The following is a 14,704-nucleotide window of genomic DNA, read 5'->3' as shown; positions in this document are numbered from 1 at the left end:
CTACAAAGTCTTCGTCATTTTCATTCTTGTATGCTCATCAAGATAGATCTTTCTCATACGGATATTTGCAGGCGTAATCTCTAAATATTCGTCCTTCTGAATGTATTCCATTCCTTCTTCAAGAGAGAACAATCTTGGAGGGGCAATTTTAGAGTTACTATCAGAACCAGAAGCTCTCATGTTAGTAAGCTGCTTTCCTTTCTGAACATTTACCACAATATCGTTTTCACGAGAGTGCTCGCCGATTACCTGTCCAGTGTAAAGATTTTCCCCAGGAGGAACAAAGAAAATACCTCTATCCTGAAGTTTATCAATTGAATAAGGAGTACCTGGTCCATTCTCCATAGAGATGAGTGAACCATTGTTTCTACCCTTAATTTCACCTTTGAACGGTTGGTAATCTAAGAATCGGTGATTCATCACTGCTTCACCACCTGTAGCTGTAAGCACATTGTTTCTTAAACCAATCAAACCACGAGAAGGAATCTCAAACTCAAGGTGTTGCTGGTCGCCTTTTGGCTCCATTATCTTTAATTCACCCTTCTTTTGTGTGGCTAATTCAATCACTTTACCAGAAACGTTTTCCGGAACATCGACCACGAGTGTTTCAATAGGCTCGCATTTCTTACCGTCAATCTCCTTATAGATTACCTGTGGTTGACCTACCATTAATTCATAGCCTTCACGACGCATCGTTTCGATTAGAACAGACAAGTGAAGAATACCACGTCCGTAAACCAAGAATTTGTCTTCACTATCAGTTGGTTCAACTCTTAAAGCCAAATTCTTTTCAGTTTCTTTCATCAGACGATCTCTTAAATGTCTAGATGTTACAAACTTACCTTCACTACCAAACCCAGGTGAGTTATTGATGGTGAAAAGCATGTTCATCGTTGGCTCATCAATACTTAGTCTTTCTAAAGCTTGAGGGTTATCAAAATCTGTAAGTGTATCACCAATTTCGAAATTGTCTAGTCCTACGATAGCACAAAGGTCACCTGCTTTAACAGATTCTACTTTTTTACGGCCTAGTCCTTCAAAAACTTGAAGTTCTTTAATTCTTACACGCTGAACACTGCCATCGGCTTTCGTAAGTCCCATTGACTTACCTTCCTCAATACTTCCTTGATAAACTCTTCCGATCGCTATTCTACCAACGAAAGAAGAATAGTCGAGCGAAGTCACTTGAAATTGCGGTGTTCCTTCTGGAGACGGTGCTTCAGGGATAACTTCAACAATTTTATCTAATAATGGTGTAATGTTATCAGTAGGATTCTGCCAATCATCACTCATCCAGCCATTCTTAGATGAACCATAAATAGTTTCGAAGTTTAGTTGTTCTTCAGTAGCGTCTAAGTTGAACATTAGGTCGAACACCTGCTCGTGAACTTCATCAGGTCGACAGTTTTCTTTGTCTACTTTGTTGACCACTACAATAGGAGTTAGGCCAAGTGCCAAGGCTTTGCTTAAAACGAATCTAGTCTGAGGCATTGGTCCTTCAAAAGCATCAACCAGAAGCAATACGCCATCAGCCATTTTAAGTACACGTTCTACTTCACCACCAAAATCGGCGTGACCAGGCGTGTCAATGATGTTGATTTTTACACCATTGTAAACAACAGAAACGTTTTTGGAAAGAATGGTAATTCCTCTTTCTCGCTCTAAATCATTATTATCTAGAATAAGATCGCCCGATTCTTGATTATCTCTGAAAAGTTTCGAAGCGTGAATAATCTTATCTACTAAAGTTGTTTTGCCATGATCAACGTGTGCAATGATGGCAATATTTCTGATGCTTTGCATTTGACTTCCTAATTTGAAGCCGCAAAGGTAAGGTTTTAATATGAATACATTGTGATGAAAACAATAACAAGTCGTTTTATCATTTTTCAGCTTTGTCTCTGGTTTTCAAACCACCCAAATTTCTCTTTAATTATCTCGTCCTTATGACTGTTTACATAGGATAAATAGGCATCTGCGGCAGGGGAGAATTTCTTGTCTTTGAGCCATACTAACTGCCACTGAGACTGAATAGGGAAGCCTTTCACTGGAATAATTTTAAGATCTTTCAATTCCAATTCGTTTTTAATGCCAATCAAGGGCATAACCGAGTAGCCAAGACCAGCCACCACGGCTTGCTTTACAGCTTCGTTAGATGTCAGCTCAAGTTTACGTTTTACGATCAGATTTTGAGCATTAAAATGCTTTTCAATAGTTTGACGAGTACCAGAACCACTTTCTCGAAAAATCAGATCAATTTCTTCCAATTTGCTAGGTTTATGGTTTTTACTTGTGCCCAAAGTACTTGAAGCATTACCAACTAAATACAACTTGTTTTGCATCAAAGTAATGCGATCCAAAGCGATTCTTTGAGGAGGGATTGATACAAGTGAAAAATCTACTTCGTTATTTTCTAAAGTACGCACAACACTTGCTTTATTGGTGACATCCATTTTTAATTCTACCCCTGGATTCGCTTTTAGGAAATCAGTTAAGAAGTATGGCATGATGTATTTTCCTGTAGATACGACAGAGATTTTTAGTTTACCTGCAATCTGATCTTTGTAGGTGATTAATTTTTGATTGATGACCTGAACTTCATTAATTATATTTTGGCTTGCTTCGACTATTTCTTGACCAAAATCGGTTATATATAGCTGACGGCCAACTACTTCTGTCAACGGTATGTCAAACTGATCTTGAAGATTTTTGAGTTGAATTGAAACCGCTGGTTGTGTTAAATGCAAGGCTTCAGCTGCCTTAGTAATGCTTCCAAATTCAGCAACAGTTAGAAAAACATTCAGTTGATGTAATGTATAATTCATAAATAATCTTTATGTAAATCATAATAAAGATAAATAAAAATATATGATTTAACCCAAGCATATTTGCGCTCAGTTTAACGATAACTGATCTATGAATCTGAATTTACTAGCAGAAAATCTGACGAATCCGGCGCTGCTTTTTTTCATCTTAGGAATTGTTTCTGTTCAGCTTAAAAGCGATCTGGAAATCCCCAAGACATCTTCAAAATTCATTTCACTTTACTTACTATTTGCCATTGGGTTTAAGGGTGGCCAAGAATTAGCACACAATACGTTTTCCGGAGATATTATATGGAGCATTGTCTTTGGAGTAGCTATAGCGGTTATCATTCCTTGTTATGCCTTCTTTATTTTGAAAAGGAGACTAACTGTTGAGAATTCAGGCGCTATAGCGGCAGCTTATGGTTCAGTAAGTGCAGTAACATTCGTTACTGCTGTAGCATTTTTAGAAATGCAAGGAATTGAATTTGGAGGTCATATGGTAGCTGTGATGGCTTTTATGGAAGCACCAGCTATCGTGATTGGTGTAGTACTCATTCGAATATTCGCGAAAGGATCTACTCAAAGTACTAGTATGGGGCAGCTTATTAAGCATGCTTTTACCAATGGAAGTGTCATTTTAATCCTAGGAAGTTTGGTTATCGGTTGGATGGCAAGCGAAGAGCAAGCCCAAGGCATAGCACCATTCACCACAGATTTGTTTAAAGGATTTCTGGCCATTTTCTTACTCGATATGGGTATAGTAAGTGGTAGGAAGCTTAAAGCCTTCTTAGATGAAGGATGGTTTACAACCTCATTTGCCATAGTCATTGCTTTATTCAATGGCTGTGTTATCGCCATGCTTAGCGGCTTGGTTGTGCACGACATTGGCAACCGTTTTATATTCGCGGTTTTAGGGGCAAGTGCTTCTTATATCGCCGTACCTGCAGCCATGAAAATAGCTGTCCCGAAAGCGAACCCGGGTATTTATATACCAATGGCTTTAGCCATTACTTTCCCTGTAAATATTACCATAGGCTTGCCTATTTACATGTTTCTAATCCAAATCACCTAATAAATTAATACGCAATATGAAGAAGTTCACTAAATGGATGGTTGGAATCGACGTCAATAAAAACGAGGTCAACTTATTGAAGAATGTAGCTGTCTTGGCTAATCAGTTTACGCCAGATGTTATTCACGTAGTCTATGTTTCAAAGGAGCTAGATATACCTAAAGAAGTATTGGTCGATATACCAGACCTAATGATCCCTGATATAAAGCAGGCACAGACTCAATTAAACGATATGGTTAGTAAGTGTTTTCATGCAGAGCAGCCTGTTGAAATACACGTGCTTTCTGGAAATCAATTGACCGAATTACTCAAGTTTGAAAATTCGAAAAAAATCGATTTGGCCATACTTGGTAGAAGAAATATGAACAGGGTAGGTGTACTTAGTAAGAAGATGGTGCGTAAGTCGGCTTGCAATGTGATGTTGATGCCTGATCGACATATCGAAACAGTCAAATCCATACTTTCACCATTAGATTTTTCGGAGTATTCCGATTTGGCCCTAGATGTGATCAATGACTTTCAGAATGCAACTCTACCGCCGGTAGTACATGCGCTACATGTTTACAAAGATGCCACAAAATACCTCAGTCAGGTTTTTGAAACAGCTGATGAGATTGACAGAATCCTATCGAAAAGAACCGAAATCGATAAAAAGCTAACCGCATACGCTCAACATGAGCTAGATGCTTATTTAGAGAAAATGAAAAAGCCTTATATCCAAAAAAATATTGCGAGTGTGGAAAGAGGTAAGAGTGTGGGTCAACCGATCGATCAACATATTGATAAGATTCGTCCAGATCTTTTGGTTATGGGTTCAAAAGGTAAAACCATGTCCGCAGCGGCCCTTCTAGGAGAAGTATCAGAAAGTATTTTGCCTCACAATGGTGAGCACATAACACTCATTCTAAAGAAAAACGGAGAAAATAAAGGCTTCTTGAACGGTTTGTTAAACTTAGGACGATAAAGTCTTTAGGTACGTTGAAAAAAGAAAAAAGCCCAAGATGAAATTTCGTCTTGGGCTTTTTTTATAAAAATTCTACTTCGCCGGAACTAAGCTTATAATAGGCCGATACAACTTCCACACCCGCACTCTTAACAGCATCAGAAAGGATAGGTTTCGATTCTTTTAATTCTTCAGTAACGATTTGAGCGTTCACCTTAATTGCATTCGTTAAATGATCACCAGGCATAAGTTTCGCCATATAAACAGCAGGTTTAATCTTTTCAATAATTTTGCCAATGTGTCCACCCGGATCAGCATCTCCAAGACTTGCGTTTACCGCACCACAATTCTCATGACCTAAAACCACAATCAGTTTAGAGTTCAAAAACTTTACAGCGTACTCTATACTTCCAATAACCTTTTCTTTAGCAATATTTCCTGCAACGCGGATAACAAACAAGTCACCAAGTCCTTGGTCAAATAAAAGTTCTGGAACTACCCTTGAATCTGCACAACTCAGTACCACTGCGAAAGGGTGCTGCGCTTCCGCAAGTTCATGACGCCTTTGTGGGTCAGTGTGCGGGTGTTTCAAATCTCCTTTTACATATCTCTTGTTTCCAGCTTTCAGGTGTTTTAATGCTTCTTCTGCAGTCATATTTAAAAAATTTTCTCTTCTAATGGCTTAAGGTAAATAACATAAATATCATTTCACAATTTTCTTATTCCCGCTTCTCATGTTTAGTCGTTCAATTTGCAAGAAATTCTCATGCCTAAATTCTTACATCTCAAACCTAAGAAACTATCTTTGCCACATATGAGTAATCAGAATTTCAAAAGACATACCGTTACTGCTGCACTTCCTTATGCAAATGGCCCAATTCATATTGGTCACCTGGCAGGGGTATATGTGCCAGCAGATATTTATGCGCGATACTTACGTTCAACTGGAGAAGATGTAGCCTTTATTTGTGCTTCTGATGAGCACGGAATGGCCATAACAATGCGTTCACGCAAAGAGGGAACTACTCCACAAGCCATCGTCGATAAATATCATGGCATGATCAAAGATTCCATGAGTCAGCTCGGAATTTCTTTTGATATATATTCTCGTACGTCGAACGAAAAGCATCATGAAACTGCTCAGATGTTTTTTAAAAAGCTTTATGAAGAAGGTAAATTTGAAGAACGGGTAAGCGAACAGTATTACGATGAGCAAGAAAATCAATTCCTTGCCGATCGCTATATCATTGGTACCTGTCCTAAGTGCGGCCATCATGCTGCTTACGGAGATCAATGCGAAAATTGTGGTTCCTCATTAAACCCGACTGATTTAATAAACCCAAAATCAACACTAAGTGGTAATCCTCCTGTAAAAAAGGAAACTAGGCATTGGTATTTACCCTTACAGAATTATGAATCATGGCTGAAGGAATGGCTAGTAGAAGGACATAAGGCTGATTGGAAGCCAAATGTATGGGGGCAATGTAAATCATGGATTGATGGAGGTTTGCAGCCACGCGCCATGACCAGAGATTTAGATTGGGGTATAAAAGTACCGGTTGAAGGTGCGGATGGAAAAGTGCTGTATGTTTGGTTCGATGCCCCGATTGGCTATGTTTCAGCTACTCGAGAGTGGGCAGAAGCACAAGGAAAAGACTGGGAACCTTATTGGAAAAGTGATGACACTAAATTGGTTCACTTTATAGGGAAAGATAATATTGTTTTTCACTGCATAATTTTCCCAGCCATACTCAAGTCAATGGGAGATTACGTTTTGCCTGATAATGTACCAGCAAATGAATTCTTGAATTTAGAGGGCGATAAAATTTCAACCTCTAGAAACTGGGCCGTGTGGTTACATGAGTATTTAGAAGATATGCCTGATAAGCAGGATGTACTGCGCTATGCCTTATGTTCAAACGCACCAGAAAGTAAGGACAATGATTTTACTTGGAAGGATTTTCAAGCCAGAAACAACAATGAGCTCGTTGCCATCCTAGGCAATTTTGTTAATCGAGCCGTGGTTTTAACCCATAAATACTTCGAAGGAAAGGTGCCTGCCAAAGGAGAACTTTTCGACATTGATAAAGAAGTACTAGAAACGCTCAGTAAAGTGCCTGCAAAAGTAGGAGATGCGATCAAAAGATATCGTTTTAGAGAAGCACTAGCCGAAATGATGGAATTAGCTCGGGTAGGCAATAAGTACTTGGCCGACACAGAACCTTGGAAGCTTATCAAGACTGATCAAGAGCGTGTAGGAACTATTCTTAATGTTTCATTGCAGCTCATTGCAAACCTAGGAATCGTTGCCGAACCGTTTATTCCTTTTACTGCTGAGAAGTTAAACGGTTTGCTTGGCCTTTCTCAAATGAAATGGGACAAGGCAGGGCAAGACGATCTGATTAGCGCAGGAGCACAATTAGAAAAACCGACCTTGTTATTCCAAAAGTTAGAGGATAGCACAATTGAAGCACAAGTAGAAAAACTAGAGAATACTAAGAAGCAAAACGAAATGGAGAATAAAGAAATAGAATTGACGCCGCTTAAAGATGATATTGTATTTGACGATTTCATGAAGCTTGATTTAAGAGTAGGAACAATTCTAGAAGCAAAGAAAGTAGAGAAATCAAACAAATTGCTTCAATTCTTAATTGACACAGGAGTGGATCAAAGAACAATTCTTAGTGGAATTGCTAAGCAGTATGATCCAGCAGAAATGATTGGAAAACAAGTGACGATCATTGCCAATCTTGCACCTAGAAAAATGATGGGCGTGGAGTCTCAAGGAATGATTCTCATGGCAGAAGATGCTGAAGGAAACTTGCGACTTATTCAACCGAATGAAGCCGTAAACGCGGGTTCAGTAATTAGTTAAATTCAAAGGAATAGATCTTCCAGTTCTAGTCGGATTCCTAAAAAGTAGGATCAATAGGAAACAATATTGCCCTCTCAGAGTTTTGAAGACAATATATTTTTTAGAACATGGCAATTTTTAAATCTAAAGTCAAAGCTGAGAGCTTTGTCGCTGTAGCCGCAATTATCGTAAGCGTTTGTGCACTCGCTGTTTCATTTTACGAAGTAGGTATAATGAGACAACAGCAAAGGAATTCTGTTTGGCCTTATGTAGAAATGGGGCAACAATATGATAGTGAGGGATTTGCATTCGAAGCAAGTAATAAGGGTGTAGGCCCTGCAATTATAAAATCACTTAAAGTAAAGGCGGGTCAGACCAAGGTAAATAACTTGCAAGAATTGTTAGATGTAATGCTTGGAGAAGACCATGGTATAGGCTGGGATAATTACTCTATTCATAATGTGAATGGAAGTGTTTTAGAACCAGGATATAATATGCCGATGGTTAGGTTTAAGTGGAATGAAAAGACCCGACTATTGCAAAAGCGCATTGCCAAAATTAAGATTGATATGATTTTTCAGTCTATCTACGGTGATTGCTGGGCAGTTACCTTTGGCGGAATTCCAAAACCATGCGATTGCCCAGTGGAAATAAACCAAGCTGAGCAGTTTAAATTCTAGGCATATTTCAAATACCGATCGTAGGTCCATCGGTAACCCCACTGCATTGTGTAAAAGCAGGCCAATTCTAAGATGATAAGCACATAACTTGAGCTTATCAGAAATATACCGGCTAGTTGTGCATTAGACTCATATAATTCCCTACTGATGATGGATATGAAATTTCCAAATTGTGGCTGAAACAGGTATAAAGGGATTACTGCAGCAGAAAGCATCAGTGAACGGCGTTTCCATTTTTTGTATTTAAAATGAGATATAATCCCTAGTGATAATGACGCCACTACTGCGAATAAAAAGGGAATATGCCTGATCAAATCTATGCTAATATGCCCTCTTAGCTGAGTAAGAATGAGTATTGATAGGAGTATTATGGCGTTGATACCGCCCCGCTTTAAAGTGAAAAAGCTTTTAATATCAGTCCAAAACTGACGTTTAATCAATCGGTTAAAATGAATAGTTTTTTCATCCTGAATAGTGGAAAACCCAAAAATCCCGAAAGAAGCGTGTACCTCTTGTATCGCTTTTTGGATAGAAGTCTTAGGATTTTGTTCCAGCTTATCTTCTACAGCCGCTGCTACGTGATCGAGGATCTCCATTTCCACTTCAATTTGGGTGAAGCCTCGACTGTTAATAAATTTCTTTATTTGGTCAATTTGATCAGGAGTAAGCGACATTTGACTTTACCTTTTTTAAAGTTTTGTGCAATACACTGAGAGCTGATATTACAAATAGGTAGAAAATGGAAAATACCACCAATGCTATTGAGGTGTTTTGTAAGAACCAAGCATCTAAATAACCCAATAATGAGATTATTAAGAAAGTAGGGGTGTAGAGGGCATTAACCCGGCTCATGTAATAGCTTAAGTATAAGACTCTATATTTTCGCGCATATATTGGTACTATAATGAAATAGAAAAGAAGTAAAGCCGGTGACCAGACAGTTAATGTCCAAAACCACTCTTTTGTAAGCGCTGGCTGAGCAAGTGCAACAGCACTAGCTGAAATTATAGCTACCAAACACAGAAGTTTTGCCCCCTGAAAGAAAGTCAGCATTTCATTTCCAACCTCTTTAAGTGTAGCAATGTGTTCGTATTTAAGCTTATGTCTTTGAAATTTAGGGATGTCTATCGTCGTAAAAATCTCTCCACATGCATCTACAAATGAGAAATCCTCATTTTCCATTTTCTCCTCAACTGCAGTGGCTACGTGATCTAATAGCTCCTGTCTTACATCATCGTACCAGATATTCTGATCTTTAATGTAGTCTTCTATTTGTTCTAATTGGTAGTGTGCGAGCTTCATGTATTTAAACTGGTCTTTAGCTGTAAACGCTTGCTGATAAGCGTTAAGCAGACTATGGCATAAATGGAGAAATGAAAAACAAAAGGTAGAACAATGAATTCGAATTGCTCTAGATAGTTGAGTACGTTGAATCTTTTGCCTATGACAATTCTGCTAACAATATCAGGTACCCCCTGAAAACAGGCAATGAACATAGTAGATACAAAGAATACTATTCGATTCGTGAAACTGGTCTTAAACGGTAATCGGCGTTTTCTGCACAAATGCTTAAAACGAGCTTGCATTATATAAGCGGCGAGTGCAGGCAATATGAAGACAATACCTATGATATTAGAAAATAAAGTCTCTGTTGTGTAAATGCTGAGTAAGTAGATGACAGTAGCTAGAAGCATGCTTTTTGCTAGCCCCGAAATCGTTGTGAAAAATGAAAAGTACCTTTTAAGCGCATCATTGAAGATTCTTGATCTTTTCATCCTTTTTTGAGCATCAATCATGCTTTCAAGGCCCTCAATACCGCCAAATGAAGGTGCTATTTCCTGTTCAATATGTTCTTCAATAGTCTGTTTAGAATCAATTCTATGCTCATAGCTGCTCGCTACATGATCATAAATCTCTTCGTAAAACTCCACTTCATCAATATGGGCCTTTAGCACGAAATTCCTGATTACCTTCGAATCTCTTAAGTTCATGCCGTTGTAATTTTAAACTGGAATTTTTCATTTAGGAGTTGTAGCGAAACGCAGCCATAAAGGATGAAGATCACGGATACAGTCAATCCTAGTATTGGGCTTGCTACGAATTGGTCAAACATCCATCCAGAATCGTTGAAAATAATTCCGCCAATCAAAAAGAAGATGATCTGCGTGAATGTGGTGCCGAAACCAGCGAAATGCATAACGGCTAGGTTTCGTAGACTGTTCGAAGCGCCGAGATTTTTTCGCTTTGACTGAATATAAAAGCTGGCCATGCCATATATGCTAACGAGAGGAGGGGTCATTACTCCAAGAATTAGAGCAACTTTTGTGATCGCTTCAATGCCCCAGTATTGTTTCGTTATTAAAACAATAGCAATAGTTAATATTGAAACTAATATCCCTGGCCAACCTAAAAGATAATTCTTAAAAATCTCCCAAGCACGACCATAAACCTCTTTATGGAAGGTTTTTGTTTTTGTCTTTATTAATCTTGTTATGCCTTTAGTACCGCCTAATTCTGGCTGAACAACTTCCCTAATATGCGTTTTTATATCAAACGAGGTGATGGAGCGTTTTTCGAACGACGTTGCTACATGATCATACAACTCTTGATAGACTTCAAGATGTTCAGCGCCCACGTTTTTCAAGAACTTGTGAATTACTTTATGTTCACTTTCCGAAATCATCCAAGTCCAAGTTTAGGGTTCAGTAATTTTTGAAGACTCACGATAAACTCTTCAAGTTCAGCTACTTTAGATACTGCAGCCTCGTTACCCTCTTTTGTGAGCATGTAATACTTTCTCACGCGACCATCTACGCGTTGGGTTTCGGTAGTTAAGAGTCCTTCAGCTTCTAATTTATGAAGTGTAGGGTAGAGGGCTCCTTCCGTAATTTTGAATTCTCCGGCAGTAATAAGCTTTACTTTTTGGGTGATTTCATAACCATACATTTTCTCTTGCTCTTCTAAAAGCTTCAAAACGATAGTGGCTAGGCTCCCTTTTAAGAGTTTACTCGATGACATATGCAAGTATACATAATTTTCTTATGCATAAGAAAATTATGTATTAAAATCCTTCCCGAATATGATCAGAACTTCTCGGTTTTGTCTTTTGCTACTACGTCTTCATTCTGCTTTGAGTGAATACGTATGTTGATAACGGTTTCTGGACTTAGCGTATTTGCCTTCTCATAAATATCATTGACTAAAGACATGATGTCTTGGTAGTTACCCTCCAATACAGTTTCGAACGGTGTTACTGTGTATGGAATTCCAGATTTTTGGATGAGCGAGATGCATTTATCAATGATGGGGTAGCCTTGATCTGCTGTGGCTATTGGTACTACCTGAATTCCTAGATTAATTTGATGCATAGTTAATCGTTATACTGTGTCATGGTTCTACTTATACCGATAGAGCAGAAACCTAAAATCATATCTATGGCTTTATCCAAACTAAATGGAAGTTCTTCAAACTCGGCTTTTGTAAAGTTGCTTAAGACATAGTCTACTTGCCGTCCTCTTGGGAAATCATCGCCCACGCCGAACTTTAATCTTGCGTAATTCTGGCCTCCAGTGAGCTCTTCAATGTTTTTAAGTCCATTGTGCCCGGCACTAGATCCTTTACCGCGCATTCGAAGTTTTCCGAATGGAATGGCAATATCATCAACCACAACCAAGACGTTTTCCTTTGGTATTTTCAGCTCATTCATCCAAAACTTCATTGCTTTACCGCTCAGGTTCATATAAGTAGTAGGCTTTATCAAATGAACAGATCGCCCTTTAAACTTAAAATCGGTATGAGATGCCAGTCGGCTAACTTCAAATTTGCAGTCTTTTTGATCCGCTAGTCTATCTAGCGTTAGAAAGCCAATGTTATGCCGCGTGAGTTCGTATTCTGGTCCAATATTGCCTAATCCGACGATTAAATACTTCATGTTCGAAAATAAAAAAATCCCGCTCATTGCTGAGCAGGATTTTCAATAATAATATGTTTTTAAAACTATTCTGCTGGTGCTTCACCACCTTCTGCTGCAGCTGCTTCTGCCTCTTCAGCTTCAAGCTCTTCTTCACTCTTACCTCTAAGGGCACGAGGAATGGCAACAGTTACAACCGTTACGATCGGGCTAGTTAAGATTTCAAAGTTGTCTGTTTCAATAGCACCTACTTTGACAGACTTACCCATTGTTAAGGCTGAAATATCTACTTCAAGTGTTTCAGGCATGTATTTAGGCAAAGACAAAACTTTAAGTTTTGGATTCTTCAATACTAAAGTACCACCATTGGCTACGCCTGGAGCACTACCTTTTGTTTTTACAGGTATGTCCATTTTAACTTTTTTACCAGCAGTTAACTCTAATAAGTCAACGTGTAAAAGCATTTCGCTTACTGGGTGCCACTGCGACTCCTGAACGATAGCTCTGTACTCTTTTCCTTCGATGTTGATTTTGACAAAACAAGCATCTGGAGAGTACAATACTGGTCTGAACTGAATTGCTTGTGCATAAAACTGCACTAATTCGTCTCCACCATAAAGTACACCTGGTACATTTCCTTCGGCTCTCAATCTGTTTGATTCAGCCTTACCGAGATTTGCTCTTTTAAACCCTATAATCTCTATTTCTCTCATAATATATATGTTAAATAAATAATTGACTTATTGATCCGTCAGTAGTTACGTTGTTAATCGCCTTGGCAAATAACTCTGCCACGGTTAATACTCTGATTTTACTAGACTCTTGTGTAAGAGGAATAGTATCAGTTACAACGAGTTCTTCTAAAACGGAATTGTTAATATTTTCATACGCTTTACCTGAAAGTACTGGGTGAGTACACACCGCTCTAACAGATTTAGCGCCGTGTTCCATTATGATTTTTGCTGCTTTGCAGAGTGTTCCGCCAGTATCGACTAAATCATCAACTAGCACTACATTTCTGCCTTCTACATTACCAATAATGGTCATTTCGGCTACTTCATTAGCCTTTTTTCTTTGTTTGTCAATTACTACCATTTCAGAACTGAAATGCTGAGCAAATGATCTTGTTCTTTTTACACCACCTACATCTGGCGATGCAAATAATATATCTTCGAGGTTAAGGCTTCTTAGGTAGGGAACGAAAATAGCAGATCCGTTTAAGTGATCGACAGGTATGTCGAAGAAACCTTGAATTTGACCTGCATGTAGATCGCATGTCATAATTCTATCAGCACCGGCAGCTGTTAGAATATTGGCTACCATTTTTGCGCCGATCGCTATTCTTGGCTTGTCTTTTCTATCTTGACGAGCGTAACCGAAATATGGGATAACGGCAATCGCTTTATAGGCACTTGCTCTTTTGGCGGCATCAATCATTAAACATAACTCTAGCAAGTTATCGCTAGGCGCCATGGTCGATTGAATTAAAAATACATTGGCCCCACGAATTGACTCGTTGAAATAGGGTGCCATTTCACCATCACTAAATTTTTGCAATTCAATAGCACCTAAACCTTGACCAAAGAATTCACCAATCCTTTTGCCCAGTTCGGGAGAGCCGTTTCCTGCAAATAGTTTGTTTATTGGAGCCTTGTTTTTCACGGTGCTAAAATTTGAGCTGCAAATGTAATGATTTTAAATAAAAAACCCGCCATGGATATTTACTTTCCACAGCGGGGGGTTGTTCTATTTGAGTTGATTATATCGCTACTCTACTTTTCGTAATCTCTTATTTTCCGTAAAGCTGCTTTTAGCAATTTTTTTAAACTGCCTTTTTGTAGGTTTTAGCCCTTTACCAGTGTTGCCGGTGGTATTTTTAAGCGCCATTAACTGCTTTACATCCAAGACTTTTTGAATTTTTGAGATAATTAAGTTCCCGCTTTCTAGGTTGACTTTTCTCAAAGCAAAATCTCCTTTCTTGTTCATAATATTGAAGTAATGATCGTCCTTGTAAACTTTCACAACATCTTGATGCTTTATAGAAAATAGGGTGTCCATGATTTCCACTTTTCCAAAGATAGAGTCGTTTCTAATGTCGAAGGATTGTACTTGGGTTTCGCCAATTTTTATTGATAGCTGCTCCTTTGTTTGTGCTATTATTTTAACATAGCCCTTATTCTCATCCTCCTGAATTTCGTCTAAAAACTCTATTAAAGGGTAGTCTAATTCGGCCGTTATTTTTTCAGATATAGAAAGCTTGTCCACATAGAGAAAGGAGCTGTCAGATTCATCAAAGTAACTCCCATGATAGGCTTCTGGAATGGCATTGAGTGCGTCCAAATGGCTTGGTTGTGCCTCATCAAATGTTACATTTTCATTACAAGCACATATTAAAATAATGAGTATTAGTAAGGATAGCTTTTTCATGTGGTGTGTTT

The 14,704-nt window shown here is 38.5% G+C and carries 17 protein-coding genes; 4 read left to right on the top strand and 13 right to left on the bottom strand.

Translation table 11 applies throughout. From position 1 onward, the window contains the following. On the bottom strand, positions 1–1,803 hold the full coding sequence (typA, locus tag JXQ92_RS07170) for a translational GTPase TypA (RefSeq protein WP_421985919.1): 1,803 nt from the start codon (positions 1,801–1,803) through the stop codon (positions 1–3). Positions 1,804–1,889: 86 nt separating this feature from the next. Next, a complete protein-coding gene (locus JXQ92_RS07165; protein ID WP_421985918.1) occupies positions 1,890–2,825 on the bottom strand; it encodes a LysR family transcriptional regulator in 936 nt (311 codons plus the stop codon). A gap of 91 nt (positions 2,826–2,916) precedes the next feature. Here JXQ92_RS07165 and JXQ92_RS07160 point away from each other — a divergent pair, with 91 nt between their 5' ends. Further along, positions 2,917–3,879, top strand: a complete 963-nt coding sequence (locus JXQ92_RS07160) for a sodium-dependent bicarbonate transport family permease (RefSeq protein WP_421985917.1) — start codon at positions 2,917–2,919, stop codon at positions 3,877–3,879. A 16-nt stretch (positions 3,880–3,895) separates the two neighbouring features. Beyond that, entirely contained in the window at positions 3,896–4,843 is a 948-nt protein-coding gene (locus JXQ92_RS07155; protein WP_421985916.1) for a universal stress protein, read from the top strand. A 61-nt stretch (positions 4,844–4,904) separates the two neighbouring features. On the opposite strand, the gene JXQ92_RS07150 is transcribed toward JXQ92_RS07155, so the two are convergent. Then, positions 4,905–5,477, bottom strand: a complete 573-nt coding sequence (locus tag JXQ92_RS07150; protein ID WP_421985915.1) for a carbonic anhydrase — start codon at positions 5,475–5,477, stop codon at positions 4,905–4,907. Between the two features lie 159 nt (positions 5,478–5,636). On the opposite strand from JXQ92_RS07150, the gene metG reads away from it, so the two are divergent. Continuing rightward, positions 5,637–7,697 carry a methionine--tRNA ligase gene (metG, locus tag JXQ92_RS07145; RefSeq protein ID WP_421986415.1) on the top strand — a complete coding sequence of 687 codons (2,061 nt, stop codon included), beginning with the start codon at positions 5,637–5,639 and terminating at the stop codon, positions 7,695–7,697. 107 nt (positions 7,698–7,804) lie between these two features. After that, positions 7,805–8,356, top strand: a complete 552-nt coding sequence (locus JXQ92_RS07140) for a hypothetical protein (protein ID WP_421985914.1) — start codon at positions 7,805–7,807, stop codon at positions 8,354–8,356. Here JXQ92_RS07140 and JXQ92_RS07135 read toward each other — a convergent pair. The 10 genes from JXQ92_RS07135 to JXQ92_RS07090 all read right to left on the bottom strand — a co-directional run bounded on the left by JXQ92_RS07135 (position 8,353) and on the right by JXQ92_RS07090 (position 14,693). Then, a complete protein-coding gene (locus tag JXQ92_RS07135; RefSeq protein WP_421985913.1) occupies positions 8,353–9,030 on the bottom strand; it encodes a hypothetical protein in 678 nt (225 codons plus the stop codon). The genes JXQ92_RS07140 and JXQ92_RS07135 overlap by 4 nt on opposite strands. Further along, entirely contained in the window at positions 9,014–9,658 is a 645-nt protein-coding gene (locus JXQ92_RS07130) for a hypothetical protein (protein WP_421985912.1), read from the bottom strand. The genes JXQ92_RS07135 and JXQ92_RS07130 overlap by 17 nt, the downstream gene beginning before the upstream one ends. Next, on the bottom strand, positions 9,655–10,347 hold the full coding sequence (locus JXQ92_RS07125) for a hypothetical protein (RefSeq protein ID WP_421985911.1): 693 nt from the start codon (positions 10,345–10,347) through the stop codon (positions 9,655–9,657). The genes JXQ92_RS07130 and JXQ92_RS07125 overlap by 4 nt, the downstream gene beginning before the upstream one ends. Continuing rightward, positions 10,344–11,039, bottom strand: coding sequence for a hypothetical protein (locus tag JXQ92_RS07120; protein ID WP_421985910.1), 696 nt, complete (start codon positions 11,037–11,039; stop codon positions 10,344–10,346). The genes JXQ92_RS07125 and JXQ92_RS07120 overlap by 4 nt, the downstream gene beginning before the upstream one ends. Continuing rightward, entirely contained in the window at positions 11,036–11,374 is a 339-nt protein-coding gene (locus tag JXQ92_RS07115; protein ID WP_421985909.1) for a PadR family transcriptional regulator, read from the bottom strand. Before JXQ92_RS07115 ends, JXQ92_RS07120 begins: the two co-directional genes overlap by 4 nt. Positions 11,375–11,439: 65 nt before the next feature. Further along, positions 11,440–11,724, bottom strand: coding sequence for a thiamine-binding protein (locus JXQ92_RS07110; protein ID WP_421985908.1), 285 nt, complete (start codon positions 11,722–11,724; stop codon positions 11,440–11,442). Between the two features lie 2 nt (positions 11,725–11,726). Next, positions 11,727–12,287 carry an aminoacyl-tRNA hydrolase gene (gene pth / locus JXQ92_RS07105; protein WP_421985907.1) on the bottom strand — a complete coding sequence of 187 codons (561 nt, stop codon included), beginning with the start codon at positions 12,285–12,287 and terminating at the stop codon, positions 11,727–11,729. 65 nt (positions 12,288–12,352) lie between these two features. After that, positions 12,353–12,979 carry a 50S ribosomal protein L25 gene (locus JXQ92_RS07100; RefSeq protein WP_421985906.1) on the bottom strand — a complete coding sequence of 209 codons (627 nt, stop codon included), beginning with the start codon at positions 12,977–12,979 and terminating at the stop codon, positions 12,353–12,355. Between the two features lie 10 nt (positions 12,980–12,989). Beyond that, complete coding sequence (locus tag JXQ92_RS07095; protein ID WP_421985905.1) at positions 12,990–13,928, bottom strand: ribose-phosphate pyrophosphokinase; 939 nt, start codon at positions 13,926–13,928, stop codon at positions 12,990–12,992. 105 nt (positions 13,929–14,033) lie between these two features. Further along, the gene (locus JXQ92_RS07090; RefSeq protein ID WP_421985904.1) at positions 14,034–14,693 is read right to left on the bottom strand and encodes a hypothetical protein; all 660 of its coding nucleotides are present in this window, start codon (positions 14,691–14,693) and stop codon (positions 14,034–14,036) included. Between the last annotated feature and the right edge of the window lie 11 nt (positions 14,694–14,704).

The organism is Roseivirga sp., assembly GCF_049099775.1.
Taxonomy (GTDB): domain Bacteria; phylum Bacteroidota; class Bacteroidia; order Cytophagales; family Cyclobacteriaceae; genus Roseivirga.
The sequence above is the reverse complement of the archived record's forward strand: the minus strand, read 5'-3'. Positions and strand labels throughout refer to the sequence as shown.

Coding starts and splice junctions, on each gene's coding strand:
- JXQ92_RS07120 (WP_421985910.1), bottom strand. CDS start 11,039: ATGATTTCGGAAAGTGAACATAAAGTAATTCACAAGTTCTTGAAAAAC.
- JXQ92_RS07115 (WP_421985909.1), bottom strand. CDS start 11,374: ATGTCATCGAGTAAACTCTTAAAAGGGAGCCTAGCCACTATCGTTTTG.
- JXQ92_RS07130 (WP_421985912.1), bottom strand. CDS start 9,658: ATGAAGCTCGCACACTACCAATTAGAACAAATAGAAGACTACATTAAA.
- JXQ92_RS07160 (WP_421985917.1), top strand. CDS start 2,917: ATGAATCTGAATTTACTAGCAGAAAATCTGACGAATCCGGCGCTGCTT.
- JXQ92_RS07165 (WP_421985918.1), bottom strand. CDS start 2,825: ATGAATTATACATTACATCAACTGAATGTTTTTCTAACTGTTGCTGAA.
- metG (WP_421986415.1), top strand. CDS start 5,637: ATGAGTAATCAGAATTTCAAAAGACATACCGTTACTGCTGCACTTCCT.
- JXQ92_RS07100 (WP_421985906.1), bottom strand. CDS start 12,979: ATGAGAGAAATAGAGATTATAGGGTTTAAAAGAGCAAATCTCGGTAAG.
- JXQ92_RS07125 (WP_421985911.1), bottom strand. CDS start 10,347: ATGAACTTAAGAGATTCGAAGGTAATCAGGAATTTCGTGCTAAAGGCC.
- JXQ92_RS07110 (WP_421985908.1), bottom strand. CDS start 11,724: ATGCATCAAATTAATCTAGGAATTCAGGTAGTACCAATAGCCACAGCA.
- JXQ92_RS07140 (WP_421985914.1), top strand. CDS start 7,805: ATGGCAATTTTTAAATCTAAAGTCAAAGCTGAGAGCTTTGTCGCTGTA.
- JXQ92_RS07155 (WP_421985916.1), top strand. CDS start 3,896: ATGAAGAAGTTCACTAAATGGATGGTTGGAATCGACGTCAATAAAAAC.
- typA (WP_421985919.1), bottom strand. CDS start 1,803: ATGCAAAGCATCAGAAATATTGCCATCATTGCACACGTTGATCATGGC.
- pth (WP_421985907.1), bottom strand. CDS start 12,287: ATGAAGTATTTAATCGTCGGATTAGGCAATATTGGACCAGAATACGAA.
- JXQ92_RS07090 (WP_421985904.1), bottom strand. CDS start 14,693: ATGAAAAAGCTATCCTTACTAATACTCATTATTTTAATATGTGCTTGT.
- JXQ92_RS07135 (WP_421985913.1), bottom strand. CDS start 9,030: ATGTCGCTTACTCCTGATCAAATTGACCAAATAAAGAAATTTATTAAC.
- JXQ92_RS07150 (WP_421985915.1), bottom strand. CDS start 5,477: ATGACTGCAGAAGAAGCATTAAAACACCTGAAAGCTGGAAACAAGAGA.